Consider the following 14,547-nt stretch of genomic DNA (forward strand, 5'->3'; position numbering starts at 1 on the left):
TCGACAAAACCTTAGGACTGAGGATCTCCATCGACCAGACGCCCCAGGATCAGCGCGATCCGCAGGGTGAACGCAGAGCGTACATCGGAGGGTGACCATCCGGTGACGTCAGTCACACGTCGAAGCCGGTAGCGGACGGTGTTGGGATGGACGAACAGCATCCGGGCCGCCCCCTCGAGGCTGCTCGCCTGTTCGAGGTAGACGCTGAGGGTCTCCAGGAGCGCGGCTCCGGCCTCCTCCAGCGGTCTGTAGATCTCCTCCACCAACTGCTCGCGGGCCGAGGGGTCGCCGGCCATCGCCCGCTCCGGGAGCAGATCGTCCGCCAGGACCGGCCGCGGGGCGTCCTGCCAGGCGGAACACGCCTTCAGCCCCGCCGCGGCGGCCTGCGCGGACCGGGTCGCGGCCAGCAGGTCCGGCACCACCGGGCCCGCCACGACCGGCCCGGCCGCGAACGGGCCGATGAGCGACTTGGCGACGGCCAGCGGGTTGTCGCTGCCGCCCGCGATGACCACGAGGCGGGCGCCGAGCACCCCGGTGAGCACCTGGAGCTTGGCGTGCCGGGCGGCCCGCCGGATCGCCTCCACGGTCAGTTCGGAGTCGCCGTCGGGCGCCGTGCCGAGCACCACGCACACATGCTCCGGGGAGTTCCAGCCGAGCGCGGCGGCCCGGGACACGGCTCCCTCGTCGGCCTCGCCGCTGAGCACGGCGTTCACCACCAGGGACTCCAGCCGGGCGTCCCAGGCGCCGCGTGCCTCGGCGGCCTGGGCGTACACCTGGGCCGTGGCGAAGGCGATCTCCCGGGCGTAGACGAGCAGCGCCTCGCGCAGCACCCGCTCGTCGCCCGGGGCCGCGACCTCGTCGATCGCGCTCTCCATGACCTCGATGGTGGTGCGCACCATCTCGACGGTCTGGCGCAGGGTGATCGCCCGGGTCAGCTCGCGCGGTGCGGTGCCGAACACGTCGGTGGAGATGGCCTGCGGGGCGTCCGGATGCCGGAACCACTCGGTGAACGCGGCGATGCCCGCCTGTGCGACCAGACCGATCCAGGAACGGTTCTCCGGGGGCATGGCCCGGTACCAGGGCAGCGTCTCGTCCATCCGCGCGATGGCCTGCGCGGCGAGCGATCCGGACGACTTCTCCAGCCGCTTCAGCGTCGCGGCATGGGCATGGGCGTCGTGGGCTGCGGCTTCGTTCTTGCCGGTTTCGGGTTCGGGCACGGGGACAAGACTGCCTTATCCGGACGGGAAGGTGGGCCGCCGGGTCTACGGTGGACCGCGTGATGGACATTCGGCGCGCGGGCGAGCGCTACCGGGGCGGCGATCCGGCGGCCGGAATCGAGTCGTGGCACGCCTTCTCCTTCGGGTCCCACTACGACCCGGACAACCTCCGGTTCGGCGCGGTGCTCGCGTGCAACGAGGAGCGGCTGGCGCCCGGGGCCGGCTTCGACGAGCATCCGCACAGCCACACCGAGATCGTGACGTGGGTGGTGGAGGGCGAGCTGACCCACCGGGACTCCACCGGGCACGAGTCGCTGGTACGCCACGGGGACGTGCAGCGGCTCAGCTCGGCGGGCGGGGTGCGGCACGTGGAGCGCAACGACGGCCCGGAGCCCCTGACCTTCGTCCAGATGTGGCTGGCGCCCCTGCGGCCCGGCGGCGACCCGTTCTACGAGGTCGTCCAGGGCATCGCCGACTCCACGCCCTACGCCGTCCCGGAGGCCGGTGCGATGCTGCACGTGCGGCGCCTGGGGGCGGGGGAGCGGACGGCGGTACCGGACGGGCCGTACACCTACGTACACGTCGTACGCGGTGACATCCGCCTGGACGGCGAGGAACTGCGCGCCGGTGACGCAGCCCGGATCACGGACGCCAAGGGCCTGGAGGCCGAGGGCGTGACGGAGGCGGAGCTGCTGCTCTGGGAGATGGCCCAGAGGCCGACGGCCTAGCGGCCGGGGCTTGCTCTACAGCTCCGCCAGCACCGCGTCCGTGAACGCCGGCCACGCCTCGGTCGCCCAGGGCCCGAACGCCCGGTCCGTCAGGGCCACGCAGGCCGCGCCCGCGTCCGGGTCGATCCACAGGAACGTTCCGGACTGCCCGAAATGCCCGAACGTGCGCGGTGAGGACGACGAGCCCGTCCAGTGCGGCGACTTGGAGTCGCGGATCTCGAAGCCGAGCCCCCAGTCGTTGGGATTCTGGTGGCCGTACCCCGGCAGGACGCCCTTGGTGCCCGGGTAGTGGACGGTCATCGCCGAGGCGACCGTGCGGGGGTCCAGCAGCCGCGGCGCCTGCACCTCGGCCGCGAACCGCAGCAGGTCCTCCACCGTCGACACCCCGTCCTTGGCCGGGGAGCCCTCCAGGGTCGTCGAGGTCATGCCGAGCGGCTCCAGCACGGCCTGCCGCAGGTACTCCCCGAACGGGATGTCGGTGGCCTTCTCCACATGGTCGCCCAGCTGCTCGAAGCCGGCGTTGGAGTACAGCCGCCGCTCTCCGGGCGGGGCCGTGACCTTGTGCTCGTCGAAGGCGAGGCCCGAGGTGTGCGCGAGCAGGTGCCGGACCGTCGACCCGGTGGGACCCGCCGGCTCGTCGAGCTCGACGGCCCCCTCCTCGTACGCGACGAGCACCGCGTAGGCGGCCAGCGGCTTGGTCACCGACGCGAGCCGGAACCGCTGCCCGGCCGGACCGTGGGTGCCGAGGGCGGTGCCGTCCGCCCGTACGACACCCGCCGCAGCGGTGGGAACCGGCCAGTTATCGATCAACGCGAGGCTCTTCAGCGACATGCGTTCGAGCCTATGCGCTCAGAGCGCGAGCTCCAGCAAAGGGTTGGGCTTGGGACGGAAACCGAGGGAGACGTACAGCGGCTCCGCCTCCGGTGAGGCGGTCAGCTGCACCCGCCGGGCACCGCGCTCGCGGAACCACTCCAGCAGGGTGTTCATGCAGGCACGCGCGTAACCGCGGCGCCGGACGTCGGGGTCGGTGGCGACGCTGAACACGAAGCCCACCATGCCCCGCGGGTCGGCCGCCTTGCCGATGCGGTAGTCGACCGTCCCGGCCACCAGGCAGGCCAGCGCCCCCGGCCGCTCCGGGTGGTCCACGACGAACGCCGCGAAGTCCCCGTCGGGCTCGCCAAGTTTGACCCGCAGCGTGGGGAGGGACTCGCCGTGCCAGGCGACATACGGACCGGAGGTGAACACCGAGTCGATCATGATCTGGCGCAGCCGCAGGACTTCTTCGGCGTCCCCGGGCAGGGCGCGACGCACAACACTCATGGGTCCGTACGCTAACCAGCCGGATCCGGAAACGTCCTGCCGATTTCTTACCGTCGGCGCTTGCTTCGAGCGCACTCCAAGGTTCTAGCGTTGGGGTCATGACGGTGATGGAGACCACGGGGACCAGGACCGACACCTGCGCCGGCCCGACGCAGCAGCAGAACCGGCGTCCGGACGGTGACGACCACTACACGATCAGCGAGGTCGTCGCCTTCACCGGCCTGACGGCACACACCCTGCGCTGGTACGAGCGCATCGGCCTGATGCCGCACATCGACCGGTCCCACACCGGCCAGCGCCGCTACACCAACCGCGACCTCGACTGGCTCGACCTCGTCGGCAAGCTCCGCCTGACGGGCATGCCGGTCGCGGACATGGTCCGGTACGCGGAACTCGTGCGCGAGGGCGACCACACCTACGGCGAGCGCTTCGAACTGCTTCAGACGACCCGCGAGGACGTCCTGGCCAGGATCGACGAACTCCGGGGCACGCTCGCCGTGCTCGACCGGAAGATCAGTTTCTACGCGGACGCCGGGCGGGCCCTGGCGTCGGAGAGGTCCCGATGACGGACGGCAGGATCACGACGGCGAAGCTCGGCGACCACGGTCCCGAGGTGAGCGTCCAGGGCCTGGGCTGCATGGGCATGAGCTTCGGCTACGGCCCCTCGGACGCGGACGCGTCCCGGGCCACGCTGGAGCGGGCGCTCGAACTGGGCGTCACCTTCTACGACACGGCCGACGCGTACGGCGCCGGCGAGAACGAGCGGTTCCTGGCGCCCTTCCTCAAGGCCCACCGCGACGAGGTCGTCATCGCGACCAAGTTCGCCCTGTCGATACCCCCGGACGATCCGACCCGCCGGATCATCCGCAACGACCCGCCCTACATCCGGCAGGCCGTCGAGGCGAGCCTGAAGCGCCTGGACGTCGACGCCATCGACCTTTACTACATGCACCGGCGCGATGTGAACGTGCCGATCGAGGAGAGCGTCGGCACCATGGCCGACCTGGTCCGCGAGGGCAAGGTCAAGCACCTCGGCCTGAGCGAGGTCACGGCGGGCGAACTGCGCGCCGCCCACGCCGTCCACCCCATCGCCGCCGTGCAGTCGGAATGGTCGCTGTTCAGCCGGGACATCGAGGCACACGTCGTCCCCGCGGCCCGCGAGCTGGGCGTGGCCCTGGTCGCGTACTCACCCCTCGGCCGCGGCTTCCTCACCGGCTCCTTCACCGACGCCGACCAGGATCTGAGCGCCGGTGACTTCCGCCGCCGGCAGCCCCGCTTCACCGGCGACAACGCCACGGCGAACGCGACCCTGCTGGAGCTGATCCGCTCGGTGGCCAAGGCCCATGACGCGACCCTCGGTCAGATCGCCCTGGCCTGGGCCCAGCAGCAGGCGACGATCCACGACCTCCCGGTCGTCCCGATCCCCGGCACCCGCAAGCCCGCCAGGGTCGAGGAGAACACGGCGGCGACCAGGATCGTCCTGACCGACGAACAACTGGACCTGCTGGACGGCATAGCGGCCCAGGTGGCGGGCACGCGGTATGCGGACATGGCGTTCACGTCGGCGGGCCGGGAGTAATGGTTCTCAGGGGCGCGGGGCTGTGTCGATGTGCGGCTCCGCCGCGTGGGCGCGATCAACCACGTACAACCCGCGCCGACCCCCTTACCGAACCGGCAGACGCTAAAGCTCCGCCAACAACTCGGCCTTTTTGACCGAAAACTCCTCATCCGTCACCAACCCGGCCTGATGCAGCTCACCCAGGTGACGAATGCGCTCGGCGATATCGGCAGGATCCCGCCGCGGCGCGGGCACCGCGGCCACCGGACTCGACGTCCGCACCGCCGCCAACACCGCGGCGGCGAACGGCAGCGACTCGTGCACGGGGCCGTAGCCCAGACCGAACACCACCGCGGCGGGATCCAGATCGGCCTGGGTCGGCGCCGCCACCGCCGTATCTCGGCGCAAAAGCCGCAAATGCCCCTCGAAGACCTCCGGCGACCGCCACTCCACGCCGTTCAGCTCTCCGACGGAGAAGCTCTGGTCGCCGGCCTTCCACTTCGCCGACGACGCCCCCGTCCAGAACCACCGGAAGTTCACGGTGCGTCCGTCGAAGGTCGCCTTCCCGTCGTACGCCTTGAACGACAGCGGCCCCTCGGGCGGCTTCACGAGGAAGTGGTCGGCGGGCCCGGACTCCGTCAGCAGACCCCGCAGTTCGTCGGCGTAGTACTCCGCCAGGACCTCCCGGTCGGCGGGCAGCACCAGCCGGTAGGGGTCGACGTTCTCCTTCAGCTGCCCGGCCGCCGCCTCCATCAAGGGGTCCGCGCCGGGGCGCGGCTCCACGCGCAGGACGACCGTGCCGCGTTTCCCGCGGGTCAGCGTCACCCCGGCGATGGCCTCCAGGGGCACACGGCGTTCCCCGAGGGCCTGGAAGAGCTTGGGTGCTCGAATCCCCCGTTCGTAGCGGATGAGCACGGAGTCGGACTCGAACTCCCAGGCGGCATGAAATCCGGCCAGTACGTCACCCATGCGGCTCATCGTATGCGGCACGAGCTCCTCCGTCCTCCTTCCGAGCAGACCGCAATTTCTTCGCCTCTACGCGCGTCAGGCCGCCGCCGTGCCGGACAAACCGGTCCGGCAGACGCCGTCTTCGTGCGCGCAGTGCACCGAGCGGTATGCGCCAACGCCGATCTCTGCGAAATTGAACAGACTTGCCGTGCCCGGCTCGAAGTAGCCCGCGTGGCCCTTCGCGCCCGCGGCCGACAGCACCCGCGCACCGAACCCGGCGGACACCGGGTCGGCGCCGTGCCCCAGTCCGCCGACCTCCAGGTAGGGCACGTCCTGGATCCAGTCGTCGGAGTCCCGCATCGCCCACACCCGGGCACCGGTGTGCAGCTGGGCGGCCTTCTCGACCCGCATGCCGGGGCTGCCCGCCACCGCGATGTCGGACACCCGGCCCGGCAGCTGGTGCGCGGCGACCCCGCAGACCACGGAGCCGTAGCTGTGGCAGAACAGCGAGACGGGCGAGGCGCCCGGCAGGGCTCGCACGAGCGCGTTCAGCCGTACGGCACCGTCCCTGGCGCGCATCGCGGTGGCCGAGTCGATGCCCAGCCCGGTGGGCGCCGTGTAGTCGGCCCAGGCGATTACGGCCGTACGGGTCGTGGGGCTCGCCTGCCGCTCGGCCGCGTACAGGGACTTGGCCATGCCGACGGGCGCGGAGTACTTGCGGTCGGTGCGCTGGAAGGTGAGCAGGTCGGTGTCGACGCCGGGGACGACGACCGAGACCCGCTCGGCCCTGCGCAGGTTGCCGAACACCTCCGCGACCCGGCCCGAGCCCTCCGGGTCGAACGCCAGGATGTGCCGGCCGGGCTCCATGAGGTCCTCGAAGCGGTGCATCCTGCGGCCGGCCTCGTGCCGCCCGGCCCGGGTGAGGCGCTCGTCGTGCATGCGTTCCCGCTCGACCTTGCGCGCCTTGGCGAGCGCGAGATGGTTGGCGCGGTAGCGCACCTCGACCGGCGCGCCGTTCATGTTGCCCACCGCGAGCGAGTACTTGCGGATCAGGGTCGAACGCTCCTGCTCGGTGAGCGAGGAGAAGAAGCGCGCCAGCTTCGTCGGCTCGGACTGCGGGTCCGGCAGCCGGTGCCCGCCGATCCGGCCGTGCTCCCAGGCGGAGAGCGAGGCTTGGAGCGGCGTGGCGCCCCGCTGGTTGCGCAGGGCCGTCCAGCCGGTGGTCGCCAGCATCACGAACACCACGGCCAGAGCGAGCAGTGCGCGCCAGACGTTCAGTTGCGGGGAGGTGTCGAAGGAAGTCACTGAAAGGACACACTAGGAGAACGAGAGGGTCTCGCGTTAACCAAGTGACCGGGATCACGTTTCGGTCGAGGGGCTAAGGGGACTGCTTCGCACGCCAGTTCCCGGCCAGTGCGGGACCCACCTGATCCAGGTATGTCGTGGTGAGTTCGCGCATTCCGTCGAGGGTGACGTCGTCCCCCGCGGACCACAACCGTTCGGTGACGCGAATCACCCCGCCGAAGAGGGCCACGACGATCCTCGGCCGCGGGTCCGCGTCCACGTCGAGCCCCTCGCGCTCGGCGATGATGCCGGCGAGCTGCTCCTCCAGCTCCGCCGACCGCCGCAGATGGGCGGCGAGCAGTGCGGGCGTGGACTCGATCACCCGGTAGACGCGCATGTGGAGGTCGATCGGCACGAGCTCCTCGACGGCCTCGTTGATCGCGTCCCAGCTCTCCAGCACGGCCCGGCGCAGCGCCTCCAGCGGCGTCTCGTCCGGCGGGCGGGTGCGCAGGGCCTCCACGACGAGACTCTCCGCCAGGCGCGGCACGAAGAACGCCGTCTCCTCCTTGCCGGCGAAGTAGCGGAAGAAGGTGCGCTGTGAGACGTCCACGGCGGCGGCGATGTCGTCGACGGTCGTTTCCTCGTACCCGCGCGTGACGAACAGCTCCAGCGCGGCCCGCAGCAGCGCGTCCCGGGTGCGCCGCTTCTTGCGTTCGCGCAGGTTCAAGACATGCCTCTCGTCCGAAGTGTTCTCGCAGTTCAGGCTATACGGGGATGTCGTGTCAGTTACCGACTAGTGAATTGGTTTGTCAATTGTCAGTGGCTGTCATTAGCCTCGCGGTATGACTAGTCAGACCACCATCGACAAGACGGGGTCGGGGGGCGGAGCACCGGCGGATCCGTCGGCCGCGACGCCGGGCAAGGGGCTGCGAGGGCACCCCTGGCTCACCCTCATCACCGTCGCTGTGGGGGTCATGATGGTGGCCCTCGACGGCACCATCGTGGCCATCGCCAACCCGGCGATCGGCAAGGACCTGGGGGCCTCATGGTCGGATCTCCAGTGGATCACCAACGCCTACTTCCTCGCCCTCGCCGTCTCTCTGATCACCGCCGGCAAGCTCGGTGACCGTTTCGGCCATCGGCAGACCTTCCTCATCGGCGTGGCGGGCTTCGCCGCCTCCTCGGCCGCCATCGGGCTGTCCAAGGGCATCACGGCGGTCATCGTCTTCCGCGTGTTCCAGGGCCTGTTCGGCGCGCTGCTGATGCCGGCCGCGCTCGGCCTGCTGCGGGCCACCTTCCCGGCCGAGAAGCTGAACATGGCCATCGGCATCTGGGGCATGGTCATCGGCGCGTCCACCGCGGGCGGCCCGATCCTCGGCGGTGTGCTCGTCGAGCACGTCAACTGGCAGTCGGTGTTCTTCATCAACGTGCCGGTCGGTGTCCTCGCGATCGTCCTCGGTGTGCTGATCCTGCTCGACCACCGCGCCGAGAACGCCCCGCGCTCCTTCGACCTCCTGGGCATCGCCCTGCTGTCCGCCGCGATGTTCTGCCTCGTCTGGGCATTGATCAAGGCCCCCGAGTGGGGCTGGGGCGACCTGAAGACCTGGGCGTTCATCGTCGCTTCGCTCGTCGGCTTCGGGCTCTTCGCCGTCTGGGAGACGAAGGTGAAGGAGCCGCTGATCCCGCTGGGACTGTTCCGCTCCGTACCGCTGTCGGCGGGTGTGGTCCTCATGGTCCTGATGGCCATCGCCTTCATGGGCGGTCTGTTCTTCGTGACGTTCTACCTCCAGAACGTGCACGGCATGAGCCCGATCGACGCGGGTCTGCACCTGCTGCCGCTCACCGGCATGATGATCGTCGGCTCGCCGCTCGCCGGCGTGATGATCACCAAGCTCGGCCCGCGCATCCCGCTGGCGGGCGGCATGGCGTGCACCGCGATCGCCATGTACGGCATGTCCACCCTGGACCCGCACACGGGCAGCGGCGTCATGTCCGTCTGGTTCGCCCTTCTCGGCCTCGGCCTCGCGCCGGTCATGGTCGGCGCCACCGAAGTCATCGTCGGCAACGCCCCGATGGAGCTCTCGGGTGTCGCGGGCGGTCTCCAGCAGGCCGCCATGCAGATCGGCGGCAGCCTCGGCACGGCCGTGCTGGGCGCGGTCATGGCCTCCAAGGTCGACAGCGAATTCGCCGGCAACTGGGCGGGTGCGGGGCTGCCGCCGCTCGCCCCGGCCCAGTCCGAGCAGGCGAAGCTGGTCGTCCAGCAGGGCATCGCCCCGGTGCCCGACGGAACGCCCGAGCAGATCGCCGCGAAGATCACCGAAGTCGCGCACACCACCTTCATCGACGGTATGAGCCTGGCCTCCCTGACCGCCGCGGGCGTGGCGGCCGTCGCCGTGTTCGTCGCGTTCCTCACCAAGCGCGGTGCGAACGCCGAAGCCGGCGCGGGCGCGGCGCACATCTGACGGTCCCGGGCGGCTCGTTCCCTCATCAGGGTGAACGCAGCCGCCGAACCCTCCCCTCCGGCACCCGCCGCAGGTCACAGTGGGTCAAGTCCTCCGCAGGGCATGGAGGGTGGACGCTGCGGCGCGCTGCCGGAGGGGGGTGGCGCGCAGGCAGCGGGATTAACGCGTACCGACGGGGTACCCGTCATGGCATACCCGAAGAGAACCCCAACCGATCGAGGGTTGACGGGAGTTGATGATGGCGAGCTTCGGAAACGGTACGCGCAGGCACCCCCGCTCACGTGGCCGGACGTGGTCACGGGCCGGGACGGATCGCGCGACACTCGGACTCATCGGAGTCATCTGCGCCGTTGCGGGCTTCTTCGTGCTGGGGATCGTGCTCGGTCCCGCCGCGATGGTCTGCGGCTGGCTCGCCATGGGCCGCGCGTGGTCGGGCTCCCGCCCCACCGCGGCCGTCGTCGCCCTGGTCCTGGGCGCCATCGACACGCTCCTGGCCATCATCTGGCTGTCCGGAGCGGCCACACCGGGCATCGGCATGTTCTGACCCGGGTGAAGAGTGTGGGAAGAGCCCCCGGCCGCCCGGCCGGGGGCCCTCTCATTTCTCCACAGCGGTCGCCTTGAGCTCAGCCAACTCCCCGCGCAGCGCCCGCACCTCCTCGGTCAGCTCCCGAATCGCCTCGGTCTGCCGCTGCTCCTCGACGTCGTCCTTCTCGAACCGGGCGATGAACCAGGCCGCGATGTTCGCCGTCACCACACCGAGCAGCGCGATCCCGGAGAGCATCAGCCCGACCGCGAGCATCCGCCCCAGCCCGGTGGTCGGCGCCATGTCCCCGTACCCCACGGTGGTCATCGTGGTGAACGCCCACCAGACCGCGTCCCCCAGGGTGTGGATGGAGGCGCCGGGCTCGTCCCGTTCCACCTCCAGCACGGCCAGCGCCCCGAAGACGAGCAAACCCAGGCACGACCCCGCGACGTACGTGGTGACCCTTACCTGCGACGCCATCCGCGCCCGCTGCCCGGCGAGGAACAGCATCGACACCAGCTTCAGCAGCCGCAGCGGCTGCGCCAGGGGGAGCACCACGGCCAGCAGCGCCAGCGGGTTGCCCCGTACGAACCGCATCCGGTCCTCGGCCAGCCACAGGCGGACCAGATAGTCGGCGGCGAAAGCGGCCCACACCACCCAGTTGGTGACATGACACGTGGTGAGCACGTCCTGCGGAGCCCGCGGGGCCACGATCGGTATGGCATAGGCGATCGCGAACAGCACGGCCAGCGCCAGCAGCGGGCCCTGGGTGCGCCGCTCCCAACGGGCGAGCGTGGTCGATGCGGTCATCGGGAGCGTCATGGATGCATGGTAGGAAACGCGAGGGGCGGCACCGGTCGGATGCCGCCCCAGGGAAACCGCCCTCGGTGTCCTACGCGTCGCCGCCGGCCGCCCCCGGGTCGGCTGCCGACACGTCGAGCAGCTGGTACCGGTCGATGGCCTGCTTGAGCACGGAACGGTCGACCTTGCCCTCACGGGCCAGCTCGGTCAGCACGCCCACCACGATCGACTGCGCGTCGATGTGGAAGAACCGCCGGGCGGCGCCGCGCGTGTCCGCGAAGCCGAAACCGTCGGCGCCGAGCGACTGGTACGTCTGCGGCACCCAGCGCGCGATCTGGTCCGGGACGGACCGCATCCAGTCGGACACGGCCACGACCGGCCCCTGCGCGTCCGCCAGCTTCCGCGTCACGTACGGCACCCGCTGCTCCTCCTCCGGGTGCAGCAGGTTGTGCTCCTCGCAGTCCACGGCCTCGCGCCGCAGCTCGTTCCAGGAGGTCGCCGACCAGACGTCCGCCCTGACGTCCCACTCCTCGGCCAGGATCTTCTGCGCCTCGATCGCCCAGGGCACCGCGACACCGGACGCCAGGATCTGCGCCGGGATCGAGCCGGCCGTGCCCTCGCTGAAGCGGTGGAGGCCCTTGAGGATGCCGTCGACGTCGACGTTCTCGGGCTCGGCCGGGTGCTGGATCGGCTCGTTGTAGACGGTCAGGTAGTAGAAGACGTCCTCGCCGTGCGGGTGCTCCTCGGAGCCGCCGTACATCCGGCGCAGACCGTCCTGCACGATGTGCGCGATCTCGAAGCCGAACGCCGGGTCGTAGGAGACACAGCCCGGGTTCGTGGAGGCCAGCAGCTGGGAGTGGCCGTCCGCGTGCTGGAGGCCCTCACCGGTCAGCGTCGTACGGCCGGCGGTCGCACCCAGGACGAAGCCGCGCGCCAGCTGGTCGGACATCTGCCAGAACTGGTCGCCGGTGCGCTGGAAACCGAACATCGAGTAGAACACGTAGACCGGGATGAGCGGCTCGCCGTGGGTCGCGTACGCCGAGCCGGCCGCGATCAGCGACGCCGTGCAGCCCGCCTCCGAGATGCCGTCGTGCAGCATCTGGCCGTTGGGCGCCTCCTTGTAGGCGAGCAGCAGGTCGCGGTCGACCGACTCGTACTGCTGCCCGAGCGGGTTGTAGATCTTCGCACTCGGGAAGAACGAGTCCATGCCGAACGTGCGGTACTCGTCCGGCGCGATCAGCACGAACCGCTTGCCGATCTCCTTGTCCCGCATGAGGTCCTTCAGGAGCCGGACGAAGGCCATGGTCGTCGCGATGGACTGGTGCCCCGAGCCCTTCTTCACGGTCGCGTACGTCTTGTCCTCGGGCAGCGCCAGAGGCTTGGAGCGGACCACGCGCGTGGGGACGTAACCGCCGAGACCCTTGCGGCGGTCGTGCATGTACTGGATCTCCTCCGAGTCCCGGCCCGGGTGGTAGTACGGCGGCGCGCCGGACTCCAGCTCCTTGTCCGGGATCGGCAGGTGCAGACGGTCGCGGAAGCGCTTGAGGTCGTCGACCGTCAGCTTCTTCATCTGGTGCGTGGCGTTGCGGCCCTCGAAGTTCGGGCCCAGCGTCCAGCCCTTGATCGTCTTGGCGAGGATCACCGTCGGCTGGCCCTTGTGCTCTACGGCCGCCTTGTACGCCGCGAAGATCTTCCGGTGGTCGTGACCGCCGCGCCCCAGGTGCAGGATCTGGTCGTCGGTCATGCCCTCGACCATCGCCCGCAGCCGGTGGTCGTCGCCGAAGAAGTGGTCGCGGATGTACGCGCCGGTCTCCGTGGCGTACGTCTGGAACTGTCCGTCCGGCGTGGTGTTCATCTTGTTGACCAGCACGCCGTCGCGGTCCTGGGCGAGCAGCGGGTCCCAGCTGCGGTCCCAGACCAGCTTGATCACGTTCCAGCCGGCCCCGCGGAAGATCGACTCCAGCTCCTGGATGATCTTGCCGTTGCCGCGCACCGGCCCGTCGAGGCGCTGCAGGTTGCAGTTGACGACGAAGGTGAGGTTGTCCAGGCCCTCGCGCGCGGCGATGGACAGCTGGCCCAGCGACTCCGGCTCGTCCATCTCGCCGTCGCCGAGGAAGGCCCAGACGTGCGACTTCGAGGTGTCGGCGATCCCGCGCGCGTGCATGTAGCGGTTCATCCGCGCCTGGTAGATCGCGCCGATCGGGCCGAGGCCCATCGACACCGTCGGGAACTCCCAGAAGTCCGGCATCAGCCGCGGGTGCGGGTACGACGACAGGCCGTGCGGCGCCTTCGACTTCTCCTGGCGGAAGCCGTCCAGGTTCCCCTCGTTCAGCCGGTCCAGCAGGAACGCGCGGGCGTAGATGCCCGGCGAGGCGTGCCCCTGGAAGAAGACCTGGTCACCGCCGAGGCCGTCGTCCTTGCCGCGGAAGAAGTGGTTGAAGCCGACGTCGTAGAGGGAGGCGGAGGACGCGAACGTGGCGATGTGACCGCCGACGCCGATGCCGGGGCGCTGGGCCCGGGAGACCATCACCGCCGCGTTCCAGCGGGTGGCGTTGAGGACCTTGCGCTCGATCTCCTCGTTGCCCGGGAAGAACGGCTCGCTCTTGGTGGGGATGGTGTTGACGTAGTCCGTGCTGCGCATCTCCGGCACGGCCACGCGCTTCTCACGGGCCCGCTCGATCAGCCGCAGCATCAGATAGCGGGCTCGCTCCCGGCCGCGCTCGTCGACGGCGGCGTCGAGGGAGTCGAGCCACTCCTGCGTCTCTTCGGGATCGAAGTCAGGAACCTGACTCGGAAGGCCGCCAATGATGATCGGGTTGCGATCGGATGCGGAAGCCACGCTGTTCCTTACCTGTCAGAGGGCCTGCGAGGGCCGCTGTTTCGCTGTCGTCGCCGGGGCGTCGTCGCTGGGGGGCGCGCCGCTCCCATGGTCCACCTCGGGGCCGGGAAACGTCATCTCTACCCAGCGGTAACCCAGACGCGAGATCGACTCCGTGACGTATGGGGCGAATACCTTCGAGTCTCGTACCCGCAGACGATTCCCAAACGCCCAAACAGGGCAGAAAGGTGTGGTGTGCGTCACCTCGGGCCATGATGGTGTGCCTGAAGTTGCGGTGACACCGCCAGGATCGTCACCGTTTCGGCGGTCTGAACGGCCGGGTACTTGCGCGATCCGTCCCGCCCGTGTGGACTACGGCCAATGCTTCGCGCACGCGCGTGGCTGAGTTATTCCCAAGACATGATCAGGAGGCAACCCGTGAGCGCGACCGCGGACCACGCGGAGGAGCGGACGAACCCTGCCGCCAGGCTGGGGTTCCAGCCCGGGCAGGTGGTCCAGGAGATCGGCTACGACGACGACGTGGACCAGGAGCTCCGCAAGGCCATCGAGGGCATCATCGAGGCCGACCTGGTGGACGAGGACTACGACGACGTGGCCGATGCCGTTGTGCTGTGGTTCCGTGACGACGACGGCGACCTGACGGACTCGCTGGTCGATGCCACCACGTACATCGAAGAGGGCGGCGCGATCCTGCTCCTCACGCCGAAGACCGGCCGTTCGGGGTACGTGGAGCCGAGTGACATCTCGGAAGCCGCCACCACGGCGGGTCTGACGGCGTCCAAGAGCGTCAGCGTCGGCAAGGACTGGAGTGGCAGCCGGCTGGCGACGCCGAAGGCCGCCAAGTCCAAGCGCTAGTCGTACGGCGGG

General features: G+C 70.0%; 14 protein-coding genes. 6 read left to right on the plus strand and 8 right to left on the minus strand.

The annotated features are described in order from the left end of the window. Positions 1 to 11: 11 nt before the first annotated feature. Positions 12 to 1,217, minus strand: a complete 1,206-nt coding sequence (gene fasR, locus K4G64_RS04410; RefSeq protein WP_221754686.1) for a fatty acid biosynthesis transcriptional regulator FasR — start codon at positions 1,215 to 1,217, stop codon at positions 12 to 14. Positions 1,218 to 1,279: 62 nt separating this feature from the next. Between fasR and K4G64_RS04415 the strand changes: the two genes are divergently transcribed. Beyond that, positions 1,280 to 1,945, plus strand: a complete 666-nt coding sequence (locus K4G64_RS04415) for a pirin family protein (protein ID WP_221754739.1) — start codon at positions 1,280 to 1,282, stop codon at positions 1,943 to 1,945. Positions 1,946 to 1,960: 15 nt separating this feature from the next. Here the strand turns inward: K4G64_RS04415 and K4G64_RS04420 are convergent, their stop codons facing one another. Both K4G64_RS04420 and K4G64_RS04425 read right to left on the minus strand, forming a co-directional pair. After that, positions 1,961 to 2,776 (minus strand): serine hydrolase, encoded by an 816-nt coding sequence (locus K4G64_RS04420; RefSeq protein WP_221754687.1) that lies wholly within the window; start codon positions 2,774 to 2,776, stop codon positions 1,961 to 1,963. Positions 2,777 to 2,794: 18 nt separating this feature from the next. Further along, positions 2,795 to 3,265 carry a GNAT family N-acetyltransferase gene (locus K4G64_RS04425; protein ID WP_221754688.1) on the minus strand — a complete coding sequence of 157 codons (471 nt, stop codon included), beginning with the start codon at positions 3,263 to 3,265 and terminating at the stop codon, positions 2,795 to 2,797. Positions 3,266 to 3,363: 98 nt separating this feature from the next. Here K4G64_RS04425 and K4G64_RS04430 point away from each other — a divergent pair, with 98 nt between their 5' ends. Then, entirely contained in the window at positions 3,364 to 3,831 is a 468-nt protein-coding gene (locus K4G64_RS04430; protein ID WP_031104091.1) for a MerR family transcriptional regulator, read from the plus strand. Continuing rightward, a complete protein-coding gene (locus K4G64_RS04435) occupies positions 3,828 to 4,844 on the plus strand; it encodes an aldo/keto reductase (RefSeq protein ID WP_221754689.1) in 1,017 nt (338 codons plus the stop codon). Before K4G64_RS04430 ends, K4G64_RS04435 begins: the two co-directional genes overlap by 4 nt. A 102-nt stretch (positions 4,845 to 4,946) precedes the next feature. Here the strand turns inward: K4G64_RS04435 and K4G64_RS04440 are convergent, their stop codons facing one another. From K4G64_RS04440 to K4G64_RS04450, 3 genes are all read right to left on the minus strand, one after another. After that, the gene (locus K4G64_RS04440) at positions 4,947 to 5,801 is read right to left on the minus strand and encodes a DUF4429 domain-containing protein (RefSeq protein ID WP_221754740.1); all 855 of its coding nucleotides are present in this window, start codon (positions 5,799 to 5,801) and stop codon (positions 4,947 to 4,949) included. A 66-nt stretch (positions 5,802 to 5,867) separates the two neighbouring features. Beyond that, positions 5,868 to 7,076 carry an alpha/beta hydrolase family protein gene (locus K4G64_RS04445; RefSeq protein ID WP_221754690.1) on the minus strand — a complete coding sequence of 403 codons (1,209 nt, stop codon included), beginning with the start codon at positions 7,074 to 7,076 and terminating at the stop codon, positions 5,868 to 5,870. A gap of 73 nt (positions 7,077 to 7,149) precedes the next feature. Then, positions 7,150 to 7,782, minus strand: a complete 633-nt coding sequence (locus K4G64_RS04450) for a TetR family transcriptional regulator (RefSeq protein WP_260460002.1) — start codon at positions 7,780 to 7,782, stop codon at positions 7,150 to 7,152. A 115-nt stretch (positions 7,783 to 7,897) separates the two neighbouring features. On the opposite strand from K4G64_RS04450, the gene K4G64_RS04455 reads away from it, so the two are divergent. Both K4G64_RS04455 and K4G64_RS04460 read left to right on the plus strand, forming a co-directional pair. After that, positions 7,898 to 9,517, plus strand: coding sequence for an MFS transporter (locus K4G64_RS04455; protein ID WP_221754691.1), 1,620 nt, complete (start codon positions 7,898 to 7,900; stop codon positions 9,515 to 9,517). Positions 9,518 to 9,752: 235 nt separating this feature from the next. Then, complete coding sequence (locus K4G64_RS04460; RefSeq protein WP_221754692.1) at positions 9,753 to 10,061, plus strand: small hydrophobic protein; 309 nt, start codon at positions 9,753 to 9,755, stop codon at positions 10,059 to 10,061. Between the two features lie 51 nt (positions 10,062 to 10,112). On the opposite strand, the gene K4G64_RS04465 is transcribed toward K4G64_RS04460, so the two are convergent. Together K4G64_RS04465 and aceE are read right to left on the minus strand one after the other, a co-directional pair. Continuing rightward, positions 10,113 to 10,862, minus strand: a complete 750-nt coding sequence (locus tag K4G64_RS04465) for a potassium channel family protein (RefSeq protein WP_260460003.1) — start codon at positions 10,860 to 10,862, stop codon at positions 10,113 to 10,115. A gap of 70 nt (positions 10,863 to 10,932) precedes the next feature. Next, positions 10,933 to 13,680 (minus strand): pyruvate dehydrogenase (acetyl-transferring), homodimeric type, encoded by a 2,748-nt coding sequence (aceE, locus tag K4G64_RS04470; RefSeq protein ID WP_221754693.1) that lies wholly within the window; start codon positions 13,678 to 13,680, stop codon positions 10,933 to 10,935. Positions 13,681 to 14,097: 417 nt separating this feature from the next. On the opposite strand from aceE, the gene K4G64_RS04475 reads away from it, so the two are divergent. Further along, positions 14,098 to 14,535, plus strand: coding sequence for a DUF3052 domain-containing protein (locus tag K4G64_RS04475; protein WP_031104104.1), 438 nt, complete (start codon positions 14,098 to 14,100; stop codon positions 14,533 to 14,535). Positions 14,536 to 14,547: the final 12 nt, after the last annotated feature.

Origin of the sequence: Streptomyces sp. WAC04114 (assembly GCF_019733245.1) — a bacterium.
GTDB classification, from domain to species: Bacteria; Actinomycetota; Actinomycetes; order Streptomycetales; family Streptomycetaceae; genus Streptomyces; species Streptomyces massasporeus_A.

Excerpts from the sequence above, each read along its gene's own strand:
- K4G64_RS04415 (WP_221754739.1), top strand. The coding sequence starts at position 1,280 with ATGGACATTCGGCGCGCGGGCGAGCGCTACCGGGGCGGCGATCCGGCG.
- K4G64_RS04420 (WP_221754687.1), bottom strand. The coding sequence starts at position 2,776 with ATGTCGCTGAAGAGCCTCGCGTTGATCGATAACTGGCCGGTTCCCACC.
- K4G64_RS04425 (WP_221754688.1), bottom strand. The coding sequence starts at position 3,265 with ATGAGTGTTGTGCGTCGCGCCCTGCCCGGGGACGCCGAAGAAGTCCTG.
- K4G64_RS04430 (WP_031104091.1), top strand. The coding sequence starts at position 3,364 with ATGACGGTGATGGAGACCACGGGGACCAGGACCGACACCTGCGCCGGC.
- K4G64_RS04435 (WP_221754689.1), top strand. The coding sequence starts at position 3,828 with ATGACGGACGGCAGGATCACGACGGCGAAGCTCGGCGACCACGGTCCC.
- K4G64_RS04440 (WP_221754740.1), bottom strand. The coding sequence starts at position 5,801 with ATGAGCCGCATGGGTGACGTACTGGCCGGATTTCATGCCGCCTGGGAG.
- K4G64_RS04455 (WP_221754691.1), top strand. The coding sequence starts at position 7,898 with ATGACTAGTCAGACCACCATCGACAAGACGGGGTCGGGGGGCGGAGCA.
- K4G64_RS04460 (WP_221754692.1), top strand. The coding sequence starts at position 9,753 with ATGATGGCGAGCTTCGGAAACGGTACGCGCAGGCACCCCCGCTCACGT.
- K4G64_RS04465 (WP_260460003.1), bottom strand. The coding sequence starts at position 10,862 with ATGACGCTCCCGATGACCGCATCGACCACGCTCGCCCGTTGGGAGCGG.